Annotated in this window: 17 protein-coding genes; 13 read left to right on the forward strand and 4 right to left on the reverse strand. The window is 47.0% G+C overall.

Annotated features, from left to right (window positions below; genetic code table 11):
- Window positions 1–203 precede the first annotated feature (203 nt).
- Window positions 204–1,937: an oleate hydratase gene (locus NE473_RS18450; RefSeq protein ID WP_055650678.1), complete on the forward strand. Its 1,734-nt coding sequence runs from the start codon at window positions 204–206 to the stop codon at window positions 1,935–1,937.
- A 190-nt stretch (window positions 1,938–2,127) separates the two neighbouring features.
- Window positions 2,128–3,801, forward strand: coding sequence for a peptide ABC transporter substrate-binding protein (locus NE473_RS18455; protein ID WP_055650679.1), 1,674 nt, complete (start codon window positions 2,128–2,130; stop codon window positions 3,799–3,801).
- Between the two features lie 155 nt (window positions 3,802–3,956).
- Here the strand turns inward: NE473_RS18455 and NE473_RS18460 are convergent, their stop codons facing one another.
- Genes NE473_RS18460 through NE473_RS18470 form a run of 3 tightly spaced genes read right to left on the reverse strand, consistent with a single transcriptional unit; the run spans window position 3,957 to window position 5,811 of the window.
- Entirely contained in the window at window positions 3,957–4,508 is a 552-nt protein-coding gene (locus NE473_RS18460; protein ID WP_055650680.1) for a TIGR01440 family protein, read from the reverse strand.
- 30 nt (window positions 4,509–4,538) lie between these two features.
- Window positions 4,539–4,958, reverse strand: coding sequence for an HIT family protein (locus NE473_RS18465; protein ID WP_055650681.1), 420 nt, complete (start codon window positions 4,956–4,958; stop codon window positions 4,539–4,541).
- 40 nt (window positions 4,959–4,998) lie between these two features.
- On the reverse strand, window positions 4,999–5,811 hold the full coding sequence (locus NE473_RS18470) for a MurR/RpiR family transcriptional regulator (RefSeq protein WP_055650682.1): 813 nt from the start codon (window positions 5,809–5,811) through the stop codon (window positions 4,999–5,001).
- Between the two features lie 247 nt (window positions 5,812–6,058).
- Between NE473_RS18470 and NE473_RS18475 the strand changes: the two genes are divergently transcribed.
- From NE473_RS18475 to NE473_RS18485, 3 genes are all read left to right on the forward strand, one after another.
- Window positions 6,059–7,534 carry a glycoside hydrolase family 1 protein gene (locus tag NE473_RS18475; protein ID WP_055650683.1) on the forward strand — a complete coding sequence of 492 codons (1,476 nt, stop codon included), beginning with the start codon at window positions 6,059–6,061 and terminating at the stop codon, window positions 7,532–7,534.
- Window positions 7,535–7,555: 21 nt separating this feature from the next.
- Window positions 7,556–8,941, forward strand: a complete 1,386-nt coding sequence (locus NE473_RS18480) for a PTS transporter subunit EIIC (RefSeq protein ID WP_055650684.1) — start codon at window positions 7,556–7,558, stop codon at window positions 8,939–8,941.
- 152 nt (window positions 8,942–9,093) lie between these two features.
- Window positions 9,094–9,930, forward strand: a complete 837-nt coding sequence (locus NE473_RS18485) for a MerR family transcriptional regulator (protein ID WP_055650685.1) — start codon at window positions 9,094–9,096, stop codon at window positions 9,928–9,930.
- Window positions 9,931–10,083: 153 nt separating this feature from the next.
- Here the strand turns inward: NE473_RS18485 and NE473_RS18490 are convergent, their stop codons facing one another.
- Window positions 10,084–10,455: a helix-turn-helix domain-containing protein gene (locus NE473_RS18490; protein WP_055650686.1), complete on the reverse strand. Its 372-nt coding sequence runs from the start codon at window positions 10,453–10,455 to the stop codon at window positions 10,084–10,086.
- A gap of 270 nt (window positions 10,456–10,725) precedes the next feature.
- Here NE473_RS18490 and NE473_RS18495 point away from each other — a divergent pair, with 270 nt between their 5' ends.
- From NE473_RS18495 to NE473_RS18530, 8 genes are all read left to right on the forward strand, one after another.
- On the forward strand, window positions 10,726–10,896 hold the full coding sequence (locus tag NE473_RS18495; protein ID WP_022031654.1) for a hypothetical protein: 171 nt from the start codon (window positions 10,726–10,728) through the stop codon (window positions 10,894–10,896).
- Window positions 10,897–11,172: 276 nt separating this feature from the next.
- Window positions 11,173–12,105 carry a GntR family transcriptional regulator YhfZ gene (yhfZ, locus tag NE473_RS18500; RefSeq protein WP_055650687.1) on the forward strand — a complete coding sequence of 311 codons (933 nt, stop codon included), beginning with the start codon at window positions 11,173–11,175 and terminating at the stop codon, window positions 12,103–12,105.
- A gap of 287 nt (window positions 12,106–12,392) precedes the next feature.
- Window positions 12,393–12,755: a PRD domain-containing protein gene (locus NE473_RS18505; protein WP_055650688.1), complete on the forward strand. Its 363-nt coding sequence runs from the start codon at window positions 12,393–12,395 to the stop codon at window positions 12,753–12,755.
- Window positions 12,756–12,840: 85 nt separating this feature from the next.
- Window positions 12,841–14,121 carry a YhfT family protein gene (locus NE473_RS18510; RefSeq protein ID WP_006773482.1) on the forward strand — a complete coding sequence of 427 codons (1,281 nt, stop codon included), beginning with the start codon at window positions 12,841–12,843 and terminating at the stop codon, window positions 14,119–14,121.
- A gap of 34 nt (window positions 14,122–14,155) precedes the next feature.
- A complete protein-coding gene (locus NE473_RS18515) occupies window positions 14,156–14,512 on the forward strand; it encodes a DUF2620 family protein (protein WP_006773481.1) in 357 nt (118 codons plus the stop codon).
- Window positions 14,513–14,593: 81 nt separating this feature from the next.
- Window positions 14,594–15,688, forward strand: coding sequence for an aminotransferase class V-fold PLP-dependent enzyme (locus tag NE473_RS18520; RefSeq protein WP_055650690.1), 1,095 nt, complete (start codon window positions 14,594–14,596; stop codon window positions 15,686–15,688).
- The gene (locus NE473_RS18525) at window positions 15,689–16,846 is read left to right on the forward strand and encodes a YhfX family PLP-dependent enzyme (protein WP_055650691.1); all 1,158 of its coding nucleotides are present in this window, start codon (window positions 15,689–15,691) and stop codon (window positions 16,844–16,846) included. It abuts the gene before it with no gap.
- Window positions 16,843–18,054 carry a phosphopentomutase gene (locus NE473_RS18530; protein WP_055650692.1) on the forward strand — a complete coding sequence of 404 codons (1,212 nt, stop codon included), beginning with the start codon at window positions 16,843–16,845 and terminating at the stop codon, window positions 18,052–18,054. The genes NE473_RS18525 and NE473_RS18530 overlap by 4 nt, the downstream gene beginning before the upstream one ends.
- The last annotated feature ends 300 nt before the right edge of the window (window positions 18,055–18,354 follow it).

Raw genomic sequence — 18,354 nt, forward strand, 5'->3', positions numbered from 1 at the left:
GCTGTAATCTGACTCTATTGTAGAAGATGAGAATTGATTTATCGATAGACAAAATAGAGAAAATGTCTGGTTTTGCGACACCATATTCACGGTGTCGTTTTTTTTGACATTAAAAAATTCATGTATGGTGACAGGCCGGATGAAGTATGCTAATATTAGGCTATAAACAGTAACCGATTGACGAGGTAAGAAAGGAAACGGATATGAAGAAGAAAAATGGACTGGGAAAAGCGATTGTCTGGGGCGCAGCGGCAGCGGCAGCCGGTGTAGCGGCAAAAAAGGCATACGATAATTCAAAAAAGAGACAGGAAGAGAAAGTAGAGAACGTATCAGATCAGGTTATGGAGAACCGCAGTTACGAAGGAAAGAACGCCTATTTTGTTGGAGGCGGTCTCGGAAGCATGGCAGGAGCGGCGTACTTAATCCGTGACTGTAAGTTTCCGGCAGAGCAGATCACAATTTATGAAGGCATGCATATCCTCGGCGGCAGCAATGACGGAATCGGCACTCCGGAAGGCGGATTCGTCTGCAGGGGCGGCAGAATGTTAAATGAAGAAACGTATGAGAATTTCTGGGAGTTATTTGGTTCGATTCCATCACTCAATAACCCGGACAGAAGCGTGACTGAGGAGATATTGAATTTTGATCATGCACACCCGACGCATGCGAAGGCTCGTCTGGTCGATAAGGATGGCAATATCCTTGATGTGAAGAGCATGGGATTTACTCAGGAGGAGCGCATGGCTCTGCTGAAGCTGATGAACACACCGGAGGATAAACTGGATGATATGACGATCGAGCAGTGGTTTGCGGACATGCCGCATTTCTTTACCACGAATTTCTGGTATATGTGGCAGACGACCTTTGCATTCCAGAAATGGAGCAGTCTGTTTGAATTCCGCCGCTATATGCGCCGGATGATTCTGGAATTTTCCCGGATTGAGACACTGGAAGGCGTAACGAGAACCCCGTTAAATCAGTATGACAGTGTTATCAAACCTCTGGAGACGTATTTGAGAAACAAAGGTGTACATTTTATTGAAAACTGTACCGTAACGGATATTGACTTTGCAGATGGAGATGGAATTACTGTAAAAACTCTTCATCTGGATGACAACGGAGAGGAAAAGACCGTGGAACTCCAGGAAGGAGATATCTGCATTATGACCAATGCGTGCATGACGGACAGCGCGACTCTGGGCGATCTCCATACACCGGCTCCGGAACCGGAATTAAAGCCGATTTCGGGTGAACTCTGGAGTAAAGTGACAATGAAGAAACCGGGACTGGGGAATCCGGAACCATTCTTTGGAGATGTGCATGAGACGAACTGGGAGAGCTTTACCGTGACGAGCCGTGGAAATAAGCTGTTAAAAATGATTGAGAATCTCACAGGCAACGTACCGGGAAGCGGAGCTCTGATGACATTTAAGGATTCAAGCTGGCTGATGAGTATCGTTATCGCAGCGCAGCCGCATTTTATCAATCAGCCGATGGATGAGACCATTTTCTGGGGATACGGCCTGTATACGGATCAAGTGGGCGATTATGTGAAGAAACCGATGAAGGATTGTACTGGTGAGGAAATGCTGACAGAACTTCTTCATCATCTGCATATGGAAGATCATCTGGATGAAATTATGGCTGATGTGGTCAATGTCATTCCATGCATGATGCCTTACGTAGATGCGCAGTTCCAGCCCCGTAAGATGACAGACCGTCCGAACGTGGTTCCGGAGGGATCAACCAACTTTGCCATGATCAGCCAGTTTGTGGAGATTCCGGATGATATGGTATTTACAGAAGAATATTCCGTACGTGCGGCCAGAATCGCGGTATACACATTGATGGATGTGGATAAGGCAGTCTGCCCGGTTACGCCATACGTAAAGGATCCGAAGGTGTTATTAAAAGCAGTACAGACGGCATACCGCTAATTGGATCAGGATGCCGGGAAGCAGAGCAAATCTGCTTCCCGGTTTTTTGATTGCTTTTTTGATACATCCATGAATCTTCCAAAAAATGAAAGAATTTTACGGATTGCAAGAAACTTAAATATATGATATGCTATAGACTGCGCTGTCTGCCACAGACAGACAAAGAGAAAAGATATGGAGGGAAAGTAACATGAAAAAAATGGCACTTGTATTAGCTGCTGTTCTGGCTTCCGGTATGGTTCTGACCGCGTGCGGCGGATCCGGCAATGGGGCAAAGGAAACAACAGGTAATCAGGCATCGACCACAACTACAACAACCACCGGCGGACTTGATCTTGCTGTTCAGATCGGACCTGATCCGGAGACGGTAGATCCGGCTTTAAACACAGCAATTGATGCATCTAATGTCATTCTGCATGCATTTGAGACGCTTCTTACCTTTGACGAGAACAATGATATTGTTCCAGGACAGGCTGAATCTTTTGACGTGAGCGATGACGGACTTACTTATACATTCCATCTTCGGGATGGCTTAAAGTGGAGCGACGGCTCTGATTTTACGGCGGAAGACTTCGTTTATTCCTGGAAGCGTCTGGCAGATCCGATGACTGCGGCTCCGTATGCGGCAGACATGCTGTCTATGGTAAAGGGATATGATGAGGCCGCAGCAGGTGATATTGATGCTCTTGGGGTATCTGCACCTGACGCAAAGACTCTGGTAGTAGAATTATCCAGTCCTTGTGTTTACTTTGACAAAATCATCACTCATGCAAGTATGGCTCCTGTGAAAAAGGATGTCGTAGATGCCAATGGCGATCAGTGGGCTCTGGCTCCTGAGACCTATATCTCTAACGGACCGTTAAAGATGATCGAGTGGGTACCAGGATCTCATATGACTTTTGCAAAGAACGAAAATTACTGGAACGCTGATAAAGTTACCTTAAACTCCTTAAAGTTCGTTCTGATGGAAGATTCCAACGCAGCTTACAGCGCTTACCAGACTGGCGAAGTGCAGATGATTAAGGATATTCCGACGGAGGAGATTCCGAGCCTTCAGGATAGTCCGGATTACCATCTGGATCCTCGTCTTGCAACTTCTTATACAATCTTTAACACACAGAAGGCACCGTTTGATAATGCAAAAGTGCGTATGGCCCTGAGCCTTGCCGTTGACCGTGAGTATGTAGCAAATACGCTGATGATCGGCACGGTTGCCCCGGCAACTAACTTCGTAGGCCCTGGCATCTCTGATGCAGAAGCTGGTTCTTCCTTCGAAGAAGTAACACGTAAGAACAACGGCGGAGACTTCTTCAATGTAAATAATTATGAAGCTGACCTGGAAAAGGCAAAAGAACTGCTTGCCGAAGCTGGATATCCGAATGGAGAAGGCTTCCCGATTATTGAGTATATGACAAATGATGCCGGATATAATAAACCGGTTGCAGAATATTTACAGAGCGCCTGGAAAGATCTTGGCATAACCATGGATATCAAGATCGTAGAGTGGTCTACCTTTACACCAACCCGTCGTGCCGGTGATTTTGAAATCTGCCGCGGCGGCTGGGTATATGACTATGATGATCCGTCCAATATGCTGAACTTACTTGCAAGCACCAGCGGAAACAACGATGGAAAGTATTCCAATCCGGAAGTTGACAAGCTGCTTGAAGAAGCTCGTTCCACGGCTGATAAGGCAGAGCACTATGAGAAGCTTCATGCTGCTGAGAATCTGATTATGGAAGACGCAGCAGTTTCTCCGCTTGTATATTCCAGTGACTTCTATCTGCAGAATCCGAAGTTAAAGGGAACATGGCATTCTCCATACGGTTACTGGTACTTTATGTACGCAACCATGGAAGAGTAATCAAAGATAAGAGACATCGCAGATTTACAGAAATATAGAAAGGGTTCCGCCACTATTCAGACATTGTGGCGGGACCTTTTTCTTTTGGCGGGAAGGTCGGCCCTGCAGTCGTATATGCTGCCTTCGGGGAGGTACATCCCGCTCTAAGGATAGTATCACATGAGTTCAGGATCGTAATGCGCCCGCTCTCCGCCGATAAATTTAGGCCTGGTTCTTGCGCAGACGACACGGGCGGCACCTACGTACCTGGTCGTGATGCGCACCGGAACCGCCACCGGTTTTAAATGCATGCCAATCAGGGTGTCTCCGATATCAATGCCGGCTGCGGCCTGGATATGTTCGACTGCCACCGGATGCCGTAACGTCCGGTAAGCGGCTGTGGCAAAAGAACCGCCGGCCTTTAACTGGGGAACTGCGTTCACCGGTTCATAGCCATAGCGTGCGGCAGCTTCCGCTTCCAGAATCAGGGCACGGTTTAAGTGTTCGCAGCACTGGGCGGCCACGTCAATGCCGTGTGACGACATAACCTGATAAACAGCGGTGAATACAGCCTCGCCGATCTCTTCACTGGAGTGAGATCCGATGCGGTATTCCGCAATTTCACTGGAAGAGCAGCCGATCACCACAAGATCGTGTTCTTTCAGATGAGCTGCCTCCAACAATTCCGCGGCGGCATCGGCCGCCTGCTTACTGATATCTTCTAACATGAATTTCACACTTTCTTTCTGCGTTTATCATTATAATGCGGCGCGGATCGCAACGGCCATATCTTCATACTCCTCATCGGTTAAGTAGACCTTGTCCGGATTCATGGCAAAGGTTCCGCCCCATTCATCCCCGCCATTATACTTGGGAACGATATGCATATGGAGATGGCAGCCGGTATCGCCGTAAGCGCCATAATTAACCTTGTCCGGCTGGAATACCTTGTGCACCGCCCTGGAAACCTTTGCAACATCTGCAAAAAATGCGCTGCGCTCGTCATCGCTGATATCGATCATCTCACTGACATGGTCTTTGTACGCGAGAATGACTCTGCCGCGTTTGCTCTGTTCCTTAAATAAATATAAAAAACCTGTTTCCATTTCGCAGACCGGATAACCAAATTTGGCAACCAGTTCTCCCTGCATACAGTATGCGCAATTCGGATCTTTCATAATATTAGTACCTTCTTTCTTATATTTTATTATTCTGGCTCTATTTTATCAAACTAGAGTGGGGATGGGAAGAGGGCAGATCGTTAACTTTCTCAATATAGAGATTAAACAGCAGGTCAAAAAAGTAACTGACACCGTATCGGGTATATACATTTTGAATTCCCTCGGTAATGCGGTCACTGGAATGGAATTTGTGACTGAGATAAATGACACTGTCATAGCAGGATTCAAATTTTTCGGAATGGTTGAGGGTAATCAGTACTTTGTGGGCGTGAACGTTCTGCAGATCAGTGAGTGTGGCGATAGCGTAATTACCGGTAGTGGAGGTGACAATGACCAAATCCTCAGGTTTAAGATTCCGAAGGAGATTTGTATCGGGGTAGGCGTCGGTAACAATTCGAATCAGCTTGCCGATAGCAGCCAGTCCCTGCTGCAGTACTCTTGCCGGAAAGCTTGAGAGATCTGCGGCCAGGATGACGACCTGTTCACTGTCATGAATGCGTTTGACGAGAACCTCCAGATTTTGAGAGGCAAACATCTCATTCATATCCTGCATCATGTCATCCATGGACAGGCGAAGATACTGATCAAATTCCGGATGACAGGCGTACTGAACAAACGCATCCATGTGCTGCCGGGTTATCGGTGCGTTCTGCTTCATCGCAGTAAAACTCTCATAGCCGATTAGCTTGGCAAATCGTTGAATACTGCTGCGGGAAACGTAACATTCCTCTGCCACATCATAGATACTCAGTTTTTTTAATTCATGAAAATGTTCCAGCAGGTACCTTGCCAACACCAGATTGGTGTCGTCATCTTCATTGGAATTCAGGACTGCCAATAAAGATGTCATCAAATTAAAATAACTCAAACTAAAATTGTTTTGGATTTTATCTGTGCTCATAGCCAAATCATATCACAGGTTTTTTATTCTGTCATCGGTATTCACAATAAATTCTTTTGTAATCTCCTGAAAATGCAGTAATTTTAACAAAATATGGATTCAAATCTTGCACCCCATCGTTTTCTTACCTTTGTTACACTGGTTATATGAAACAAAGGTAAAAACGGAACACAAATTTTGAAAGGGGACATAATTTATGAAGTATTCAAAGAATCCGGTATTTCCAGAAGGCTTTCTGTGGGGAGCCTCCAGCGCTGCATGGCAGGTAGAGGGGGCGACTGCCGAGGATGGCCGCACTCCTGCGATTATCGATCTGAATTCTCAGACCAAAAAGCCTTATGCAGATAATTCGGTGGCATCTGATCACTACCACCATTATAAAGAGGACGTGGCTCTGATGAAGGAATGCGGGTTTACCAGCTACCGTTTTTCTATTTCCTGGTCCCGTGTTATTCCTGCAGCGGATCGTAAGGTAAACCCTATGGGAATCGCTTTTTATAACAATCTGATCAACGAACTGCTGGCAGCGGGGATTACTCCCATTGTCACACTGTATCACTATGATATGCCCTGCTGGGTCGATGAGAAATACGGCGGCTGGCATAACCGGGCCATTATTGATGAATTCGATTATTACTGCCGTGTCTGCTTTGAGAACTTCGGTGACCGTGTAAAATACTGGCTGTCCATTAATGAGCAGAATATGCAGATTGTCTATGGCGACTGGTTAGGCGTATCCAAGGGATGCACAGACTGGTTCAGGGAAAAGTGGCAGATCAATCACATTATGAATTTATGCCATTCCAAAGCCGTTATTGCCTGCCATGAGCTGGTAAAAGACGGAAAGATCGGTCCGGTGCCGGGATATGTACCGATTTATCCTTACTCCTGCCGGCCTGAAGACCAGATTGGCGCAATGAATGCGGAAGAACTGACACAGAAAATATGGGATGACTTATATGTATTCCGCGAGTACAGCAGTTTCGTAAAAAATTACTGGAAAGAAAATGATATTGATCCGGACATTCGTCCCGGAGACATGGAACTGATTGGCCAGGCGAAAATCGATTTTATCGCGGTTAACTGCTATCGGTCGGATGTGGGAATGGCACCTGATGACAGCTATAAGCAGGAAATTGGTCTGAATAAATCCGGGATCAAGGGTGAATTCATATATCCCAACCTGCCGGGCGAATATGCGCTGGCCAGAAATCCATACGTAGAAGTGACGGATTGGGACTGGCATATTGATCCTGTCTGCATGCGCTATGCACTGCGTTATCTGTGGGATCATTACCATCTGCCCATGGTTATCACAGAAGCAGGCTTTGGTGCTCATGAGGATGTGGGAGAAGATGGTAAGATTCATGACCAGGCCCGTATTGATTATCTCAGAGAGTATGTTTATAATGTAGGTCTGGCAATTGAGGATGGGGTAGAGGTGTTCGGGTTTAATCCCTGGTCTTTTACGGATCTTCTCAGCACCGGAAATGGTATGGCAAAACGTTATGGTCTGGTCTTTGTAAACAGGACAGACGATGATTTAAGGGATCTGAAGCGGATAAAAAAGGACTCGTTTGACTGGTATTCTGCGTTAATACGTTCTAACGGCCAGGAATGGGGAACCGATATGTCACAGTGGCGTGATTTTGCCAAAGATAAGGCAGAATAAAGAGAAGGAGGGGGTACCGATATGGCGAAAAAGAATTATGCGGCAATATGCAGCTCTATCATTGCGGTATGTGGCGGTGAAGATAATATATCCAGTGTCAGTCACTGTATGACTCGTTTGCGCGTACAGCTTTTTGATGGAAACAAATTAAACAGAGAGGAAGCGGGGAAAATTCCAGGTGTTCTGAACCTGGTGATACAAAATGGTGAATATCAGTTTGTTATCGGACAGGATGTTCCAAATCTGTATGCGGAATTTATCAAACGCGAGGGGATCAAGACAAGCGGAGAAGTGGCGGATGCCGCTGCATTAAAACAGGATACGGAAGCGAAGAAGGGGAATGTAATGAATACCGTGATGTCCTTTATCGGCGGAACCTTTTCTCCGGTTATTCCGGTGTTAATTGCCGGGGGGCTTACCGGCGCCGTATTGACACTGCTGACGACGCTGTTCGGAGTATCCACAGAGTCCGGTACTTATACGGTAATCTATGCAATCAATCAGGCGACTTTTTATTTCCTTCCGATTTTCATCGGTTTTTCCGCGGCAAGCAGGTTGAAGTCCAACGGATTTTTAGGCGCCTTTTTGGGAGCAATCCTGCTGTTTTCTACTATTAATAACGTGGAGGGACTTAATTTCCTCGGGATTCCTATTCAACAGATCAGTTATAATTCCACGGTATTTCCAGTTATCCTGGGCGTGCTCTTTATGGCGGTCATTTACCGTTTTCTTTCCAGAGTGGTTCCCGTGTATCTGCGGACGATCTTTGTACCGCTGATTACGATGCTGATTACAGTGCCTGTCACTTTGATTGTATTAGGGCCGATCGGCAACCTGATGGGAACCTGGCTGGCAAATGGAGTATTTGCCATCTACCGCGCGGCTCCTCCTGTTGCTGTTATGATTATCGGAATTACGACGCCGCTGATGGTGTTCTTTGGTATGAATAATGCGACTTATCCCATCGTATTTGCTCTGCTGGCGGAGGTCGGCTCAGACCCGCTGATCTGCACCGGTATGGCGCCGGCCAATGTAGCTGTAGGGGGAGCCTGTCTGGCGGCTGCATTGATTGCAAAGGACGTGAATGACCGGAGTGTGGCTACCGGTGCGGGTATTACTGCACTATGCGGAATTACTGAGCCGGGAGTCTATGGAGTATTGTTTACTAAGAAATATCCGTTGATCGGCGCCATGGCCGGAGGCGGAATCGGCGGATTGCTGGGCGGTCTGGCTGGTATGACGCAGTACGTGATCTCCACTCCGGGATTTATCTCAATTCCTGCATACATCAATCCTGATGGTACTTCGTCCAACCTGATATGGGCTATGGCAGTCATGATTCTTGCAGTAGCGGTTGCTTTTGGTGTTACTTATGTATTAGGCAGAAGAATGGAGAAACAGAGTTAGAGTGTGACAGTTCAGCCTTCACTTCCGGCAGCCGCTGCCGGAAGTGGAGGCTGAACTGCTGCGTCGGATCAATGGGTCCCTGTCGTGCTGCTGGACATTAAAAAAACGGTATGCTATGATTGAAGAAATGTATGAAGCAAAGGGGCAGTCCCATGAATAAATTATTTACCATCGGTGAGATGGCGAAGTTGTTCGGAATTAATGCGAAAACGCTGCGTTATTACGATGAAATAGGCCTGATTCGTCCGGAACATACAGACCCGATGACAGGATACCGTTACTACTCTACTGGGCAGTTTGAACGCCTTAATACTATCAAATATCTGAGAGCGCTGGATATGCCTCTGGCTAAAATCAGGCGGTTTTTTGAAAATAAGGATATCGGCCAGATGATAGAAATATTAAAGGAGCAGCAGGAGGAAGTACTTGTAAGACGGAGGGAGCTGGAACGTATCGAACATAAGATCAGTGAACGCCTGTCTCAGCTTCACGATGCACTGTATACCGTTTATAATCAGGTGGAGGAGGTTACGCTGCCGAACCGAAAGCTTGCTGTGCTGCGAACTGAAATACCCGCTACGGATGACCTGGAATTTCCGATCCGCCAACTGGAACGGCAGACTCAACTGGAGGCCGCCATGTTCTTGGGAAAGGTGGGAGTGTCGATTTCGATGGATCATGTGAAATCCCATAAGTTTGATGAATTTTGTTCTATCTTTGTCGTGCTGGAACCGGGGGATTCTTATGATGGAGAAGCTGTGGATATTCCTGGCGGGCAATACCTGACACTGAGGTACTGTGGAACTCATACGCAGTCCTCCTTCTATTATGAAATGCTGCTGAAGGAAATGTCAGAGAACGGTTATGAGCTGGGTGGAAATTCGATTGAGATTACGTTAGTGGATGCGGGAATGACAAATGATACTTCCCAGTTTGTAACAGAGCTGCAGCTGCCGGTAAGCGGTGGGAACAATGCGAAGGGAATTTAAAGTAAAACAGAAATAGAGAGTTAATCGCAGAGCTGCCGGCAGGCAGCTCTGTTTGATCTCATACGGGACAAATGTTCCTGTGATATCAAATATAGCTGTATTATGTAAGGTGTGAGATGTAACTTCCTGTCAGTAAGGGCCGATGTTTTTCCGCTACGATTCTTGTTCCGGATTGCTGTTACTGCAGAGATTCTCTTTGTGCTTCTGGAAAGTCTTAATCATATCCAGGACATAATCCTGCTCTTCTTTTGAAAGAAGGGTGGATAGATGATAGATCTCAGCCAGAAGCTGGGCACTTCGTTCCGCATTTTTGTCTGATTCCATGGGGCCTTCGCCCTGGAGAAGCCATGAACTGTTAATTCCAAGCTCGTAACAGATTCCACGGATGACGAGCATCTGCGGTTCTGATTTTTCATGTTCAATATTTGTTATGACACCGCGGGAGACACCAATTGCATCGGCAAGAGAATTCTGTGTATACCCTTTTGAACTGCGGGCCTGTTTGAGACGGGCACCTATTCCCATATGATACTCCATTCCGCGTAGACGCGTGCCATGATCTTTACGATGGCAAACATACGCCGATCCGCCATTTGATTTTAATTAATACAGGACCTTAAATAGTTTTGTAAATCCTGATATCTAATCTTATCATGATAAAAATGATTTGTCAATACAATTGTGTATTGAAGAGACATATAAATGCCTTGACAATGCGCAAAAAACGTGTTAGCATGTATTTATAAAACACAAAAATGATTTGGAAAAGCATGGCTGAAGACATAGGGGGTAGTTTTGAAGTCGATAGGAAGAGATCAGGAAAAGAATCGTGCGGAAATCATTCTCGAGGAGTCCGGAAAACTTTCTGTTGAAGAGCAGGAGCGTGTTCTGGCAACTTTAAGGGGAATGGTGTTTACAAGAGACTGTATATTGAAGAATGGTGTGGATGAAGACAAAAAGGAGTGAGTCCGTTTATGACAAAGTATTTTCATTTGATTTAGATTGGATTGAAGTGAAAGAACCCGGCCATGTCTGAGTCCTGTTTTGTGGGCCTGTCTGAATATCTCACAGAGTTTAGAAACATATCGTTTGTCTATTCTAAGTCCCAAAGTCTGTAATTATAGATAAGTTTTCGTGTTGATTTGTATTGAATATTGTTGACATTGCTCATGGAATGTGCTATTGTATGAATGTACAAAATAATGAATATTGAAATAATGACGAATAAAAGCAGGTATACAGATGGAATATGAAGCTGGAAAGAGCATCTTATATCAAAAAACCGGATTAGCCAAGAGTCTCCTTGCATTAGATTTACTGTCAAAGAATGCGGGGGACAGAATACAGCCCATATCCGAGTATCAAGAGAAGTTTGGAGTATCCAGAGGGACTGTCCAGAATGCTTTTACATATTTAAAAGAGTGTGGCGCTGTGAAACTGGAGCACCACGGTCACCAGGGTACTTATATCGAAAAGCTGGACTACCGCAGGCTTCAGGAAAACTGTATGAGAAAAGAGCTGCTGGGCATCATGCCGCTGCCGTATTCACTGACTTATGAGGGGTTTGCCACAGCAATTTACTCGGAACTGGATGAGCTGAATTTTAATATGGCGTACGCGAGAGGCGCGGTTGGCAGAATCGAGCTTGTAGAGTCGGGAACCTATCAATTTGCCGTCTGTTCACGCTATGCCGCGGAGCAGTCCATCAGCTGCGGGAAAGAGATCGAGATAGCCTTTGATTTCGGGCCGGGAAGCTTTCTGTCAAAACACGTACTTCTTCTGGCTGATGAATCAAAAGACGGTATCTGTGATGGTATGAAGGTCGCATACGACAGCAAGTCTCTTGACCAGAGCCGTATAACAGATAATATCGTTAAGGGAAAAGAGATAACTTTAATTCCAATCAGGACACAGCAGACCATCGGGGCTCTGATGGATGGGACCATAGACGCCGGTGTGTGGAATTATGACGATGTATTGGAGAATCATCACGACAGACTGAAGGTGGTTTCGCTGCCGGAATCGGACTATAATAATTCCTTTTCCACTGCAGTTCTGGTGATAAAGACGGGCGACGAAGCACTTAAGGCACTGCTTAAAAAATATATAAGTGTGGAACGCGTATTGGGAATTCTTTCTGAAGTCAGAGAGAAGAGGCGGGAGCCGTTCTTCTGACCGGAGAGAAGCGCTATATTAGCGTCTTATCTTCTGCGGTGGACCGCAGATCAAGGGTAGCCGTGGGCAGAAGGTATCCGCAGTGGAATTCTGGCAGATGTTTTGTCACACCTGTTACGGCTGCCGGCGGCTTTCCCGGCTCATCAGCCAACCGGCCAGTCAGCCGTACTGACAATCCGAATAGAATATAAGAAACCGGGATAGTGGGTGGAGTGTCGTAAAAAATAAGTCAGGACAGAAATTTTTACAGCAATGTACAAAATATTGTATATTAAGAAAGGAGTATTATGAACCTGGAGGAAGCGTTAAATCAGCGTCTTGAGATTCTTTTAAACAGTGGTGTCATATCGCAGAGAATTTCAGATTATTGCAAAACAGCAGTGAAGCTGCTGATAAAACAAAAACCGGAGGCAGACGGCGACAGGGCTGCTATGTTTATTACACATCTGGCTATGGCGGGACAGAGAATTTTAGAGGGAAAGGAGGAAAAACCATTGGATGGCCAGATTCTGGAGTCTGTAAAACAGGAACCTGCTTATAGTAGGGCATTGGACTTTCTGACGTATATGCTGAATCAGACAGATCTGGAATTTCCGGATACAGAAAAAGATTTTTTGACGGTTCATCTGTGTAATCTGTTTATGCCATGAGTTTGAAGGCTGTGATGTAGAGAGTATGCTTACGGGGATGAGATGCTGCAGGAGTATTGAAATTTAAAATTCAGGAGGGAAAAATATGCGGTATATAGTTATATTTTTAGCCGGAGCGTTTGGGGCACTTTTGGCTAACAGGGGAATTGCGGTTTTTAATGATGCGGTCAGGCCGGTTGTTCCGGAATACAGAGAGGGACGTATGACAAGGCTGGAATTTGCAACAACCACATTTGCCTTAAGCTTTGGTCTGGTCATTGGATTTGGAATACCTTATTCGATTATGTCACCCATTATACTGGTACATTCTCTGTGGCTTGGAACCGATGTTATCGGTATCTTCTTTCCGGCAAAAAACATTGAAAAATGGTACCTGGACAAAGAAAGCCTGATCGGCGCCGGCCTTTCCGTTCTGGCAGGTGGTCTGTACGGAGTGCTTCTGCTGGCGGGGCTTCAGAGCTTTGTCAATATGATGCAGGCTCTGCCGGTTAATATCTTCGATGCATGGCAGAACATTTCCGGCCCTGTCATTTCCGCATTTATTGCGTTCCCATGTGTTGTAATTACCATGGATTACGGTTGGAAAAAGGGTCTTGTTTCACTGGTTGTTTCGGTTCTGCTTCGCCAGATCATGGTATTTTTCGGAAAAGGAGATATCGCGGACGGTGTTGCCTTATTAACCGGCCTCGTGTTCATCATTGTATTTGCAGTCAGGGACAAATCTGAATCGACGGGAAATCTGGCTTCTATATTTGGAGACCGTGTGAAGAACATCAGAAAGAATATTATCTGGATTGCAATTATGGGTGCCATTTACGGACTTGCCTGCAATATGCATCTCCTGATGGAAGGTCCGCAGTCTCTGGTTGCATTAAAGGATGGAAATGTGTCTTCTGCAGTCAGCATCAGCTTTGCGAGAGCGCTGTCCTTTATCCCATTAAAGGCGCTGACCTCGCTGACGACAGGTACCTTTGTAACGGATGGCTTCGGTTTCACCGCAACAGCAGGCCTTCTGGCTCCAAACGGAGTGCTTGCCGCAGTATTTGGCGCAGTGGTCATGTCTCTGGAGGCATTGTCTCTGGCAGTAGTTGCAAAGCTGTTTGATAAGGTTCCAAGTATTAAGAAATCGGCCGACAGTATCCGTGTGGCGATGACCAGGCTTCTGGAGGTTGCCATTTTAGTGGGATCCATGTCGGCGGCGGAAGGTATGGCCCCCGGATTTGGATTTTTGGTAGTCGGTGGATTCTTTGTCATGAATGAATATTTTAAGAAACCAATCGTACGGATGGCGGTAGGTCCGATCGCTGTTATCGCAGTGGGAGTTCTGGTCAATGTACTGGCAGTTTTAGGTCTGTACAGTGTTTAAATGTGTGCAGTGATGCGTGAAAGGAGCAGTCAGCATGAAAATTGTAATTGGCGGACAGATGGGAAAAGAGGAAATAAAAGATCTGATAGTCACGACTATGGGAACTGAATGTGAGGTTGCCATCCGGGATGATGTGGCAGCTGCCATGGATGTAAAGAGCGGAAATGCCGATTTATATCTGGGGGCATGTATGACCGGGGGCGGAGGCGCACTTGCGATGGCCATTGCAATTTTGGGTTATGGAGCGTGTATGACGGTAAGTGACGCGGATGAAAATGCCATTCGTGACGCACTGAAATCGGGGAAAAAGGCATTTGGCTTTACCCCATCCATGTCGAGAACGGTGGTTCCAGTGATTGTAAGGCTTGCAAAGGATGCTGTGAAGAATTGAGATGATGGTGCTGTCTGGCTTAAAGAGATGATATACCGTGTCTGCTTAGCCAGCCAGACAGCATCCGTGAAAGGAGAAAGGATGCAGACATATCCGTTACAGAGCATGTCCGTGGAAGAAGCAGCGATGCTTCAGTTCCAGGTAGTGGACTGTATGACAAAAGTATTTGAAGGGCATGAATCACTGACCAGGGGAGATTTAGGGGTCGTCATGGGGATTAATATGCCGGTGACAACCAGAAAAGCGGAAAAGGTGATTGCCGAAGTATTTGGAGCAGAGGCGTGTATCCTGGTACGGGGGGCGGGGAGTGCCGCAATCCGTTTTGGACTTCATTCCATGATGCGGCCCGGCGGCCGGCTCCTGGTACACCGGGCTCCCATCTATAATACTACGGCAGCCTCTCTCGAAATGATGGGAATAGAAGCGGTGGAAGCTGATTTTAATGATTCGGAAGAAATCCGGCGGGTTTTGACGGATAATCCCGATATTAAGGGGGCGCTGGTTCAATATACGAGACAGCTCCCGGAAGACCGCTATGATATGCATGAGGTAGTACGCGTCATCAAACAGACCGCTGATATCCCTGTACTGACCGACGACAATTACGCAGCAATGAAAGTAAAAGATATCGGTGTGCAGTGCGGTGCGGATCTTTCCTGCTTTTCCGCGTTTAAGCTGCTGGGGCCGGAAGGTGTGGGCGTCATCGTTGGTAAGCAGGAACTTATCGGCAGACTGGTAAAGGAAAGTTATTCCGGCGGGATGCAGGTACAGGGGCATGAGGCGCTCGATGTTCTGCGCGGAATGGTCTATGCGCCGGTCTCCCTGGCTCTTTCTGCGAGGGTCAATGAGGAATGTGTCAGACGATTGAACAGCGGAGAGATACCGGCGGTAAAACAGGCATTTCTGGCAAATGCCCAATCTAAGGTTCTTCTGGTGGAATTCAGGGAAAATATTGCGGAACGGGTACTGGAGGAAGCCGAAAAATCGGGCGCTGCACCGAATCCGGTTGGCGCGGAATCCAAATATGAGCTGGTACCCATGTTTTACCGGATTTCCGGTACGTTTCGCAAGGCAGATCCGGAACTGGAACATCGGATGATACGGATCAATCCCATGCGGGCTGGAGCGGACACTGTTTTAAGAATAATAAAAGAATCAGTAGAAAGAGTGGTGTAAATGTTCCTGGAACAAACTGTAAAACGGAATCCGGAACTGGTCCGGCTGGCATTCAGTCTCCACAGGCAGGGAATCATAGAACCGGATTCCTATCTCATTGATGTGGACACCTTTTTGCAAAATGCGGAGGAAATGCTGGAGTGCTCCAGGCAAAATGGCGTAAAGCTTTACTTTATGCTGAAACAGCTGGGGCGCAATCCCTATCTGGCAAAGGAGCTGATGAGGCTGGGATATTCCGGCGCGGTGGCTGTTGACTATAAAGAGGCCGCCGTAATGATGGAGCATGGGATTCCGATCGGAAATGCAGGGCATCTGGTACAGATACCGACGGCCCAGGTAAGACAGATTGTCTCCTGCCGCCCGGAGGTCATCACCGTTTACTCAGAAGAGAAAATACACCAGATTGATCAGGCCGCGTCGGAACTGGGCGTGATACAGGAAATTCTGCTGCGGGTGTATGGTGAAGGTGATATGATTTATTCCGGGCAGACAGCCGGTTTTCATTTAAATACCCTGGAAGAACTGGCGGATCGTATCGTTGGTTCGTATCCCCATGTGAGAATTGCGGGTGTCACCTCTTTTCCCTGTTACTTATACGATGAGCAGCTGGATGACATCGTTCCTACGGCTAATTTAAAAACCGTAACGCGTGCGGCAGCAATCTTAAAGTCGCGGGGAATTCTCTGCCGTATCATCAATACTCCCTCAGCAACCTGCTGTCGCACCATTGAACGGATGAAGCGGGACGGGGGAAATTGTGGTGAGCCGGGACATGGCTTTTCCGGAACAACCCCCATGCATGCCGCCCATGAACTGCCGGAACGACCGTGTGTAGTTTACATAAGTGAAGTTTCTCATAATTTCGAAGGCCGCGGATACTGTTTTGGAGGCGGTCATTACAGGCGATCCCATATGAAGAATGCATTGGCAGGAGACAGTTTTTTAAATGCCAGGCACGTGGAGGTAATTCCTCCGGCGGATGACAGTATTGATTACCATTTCGGATTAACAAAAGAGTGCCCTGTAGGCCAGACGGTGGTGATGGCGTTTCGGTATCAGATATTTGTTACCCGTTCAGATGTTGTGCTGGTCACCGGACTTAGAAAGGGAGCGCCGAGGATTGAAGGGATCTATGACAGCGCGGGCAGAGAGAAATGAAGAAGAGATTTATTGTTATTGTACTGGATGGATTTGGGATCGGGGCGATGAAGGATGCCCGTATCGTGAGGCCGGGCGATGAAACAGCCAACACGCTCGGAAGTATTTTAAAGGACTGCCCCGACATGAAGCTGCCGGTCCTGGAACGGCTGGGGCTGATGAATGCGTTCGGGAGGGAGAGCGCAGCCATGAAATTCAGCCCTTCCGCCAATTACGGGAGATGCGAACTGATGCACTATGGTGCGGATACTTTTATGGGGCATCAGGAAATCATGGGAACACTGCCAATAAAACCGACAGCGCATCCATTTCTGGAGAAGGCGGAGGAGGTAAGCCGGTATTTGAGGCAGAACGGGCATGATGTCCGCGTTATCGAGAAACAGGGGCTTAAATATCTGGTTGTGGATCGGTACGCCACGGTGGCAGACAACCTGGAGGCGGATCCGGGAATGTGCTATAATGTGACGGCGCCTCTTGATTTTATGCCGTTTGAGGAAGAGGTGGAGATCGCCCGCCTGGTCCGCGAGGTAGTGACCGTGGGCCGTGTGATCGTGTTTGGCGGCACCGGCAACACAATGGAAGATTTGCAGAGGGCGGAAGAGATAAAGATTGGAAACTATATCGGCATTGCATCTGCAAAATCAAAATCGTATGAGCACGGTTATCAGTGCAGACATCTGGGATATGGAGTGGATAAACAGGTACAGGCGCCGACCATACTGACAAATGCCGGGGTTCACTGTACGCTCATAGGGAAGGTGGCTGACATTGTGGCTAATGACGGCGGTGAGAGTATTTCCTGCGTCCCGACGGAGGAAGTGATGCGGCTTACGGTTCAGGCGGTAAAGAACATGGAGAAGGGCTTTGTCTGTACCAATGTGCAGGAGACCGATCTGGCGGGTCATTCACAATCTGCGGCGGCTTACCGGGAGATACTGGAGACCGCGGACCGGGGAATCGGTGCAGTGCTGGAGGAGATGGAGGCGGAAGATATCCTGGTTGTCATGGCAGACCACGGTAATGATCCCAATATCGGGCACAGCCGGCATACGAGGGAATGCGTGCCGTTACTCATTTATACAAGGGGGATGAGCGGACGGGAGATTGGTACCAGAAAGACACTTTCGGATGTTGGGGCATCTGTATGCAGTTTTTTTTGTGTGAAGAGTACGCAGAATGGGACGTCATTTCTAGAAGATCTTCGTTGAACGAAAAATGTAAATGCGTGTTAGGAAGAATTGAAGCTGGTTAAAAAACACTTGAATTTCAGGTTCGAATTGAGTATAATAAAGACATAAAAGGAACAACCGCCCACAAAGTGGTTAACCCGATTAATAAGTTACATTCATAGAAATGCCACCCAGTAACTGGTCAAAGTATATGATATGATACCTCTTAAGTAGACAAGATAAATAACCAAAATCTACTTAGGAGGTATTTTTATGTCCAAATCCCCTCATACTTCGGAATTCCGGGCAAAGGTGTCACAGGAATACCTTGATGGATTG

It is taken from the genome of Hungatella sp. SL.1.14 (assembly GCF_024460495.1).
GTDB classification, from domain to species: domain Bacteria; phylum Bacillota; class Clostridia; order Lachnospirales; family Lachnospiraceae; genus Hungatella; species Hungatella hathewayi.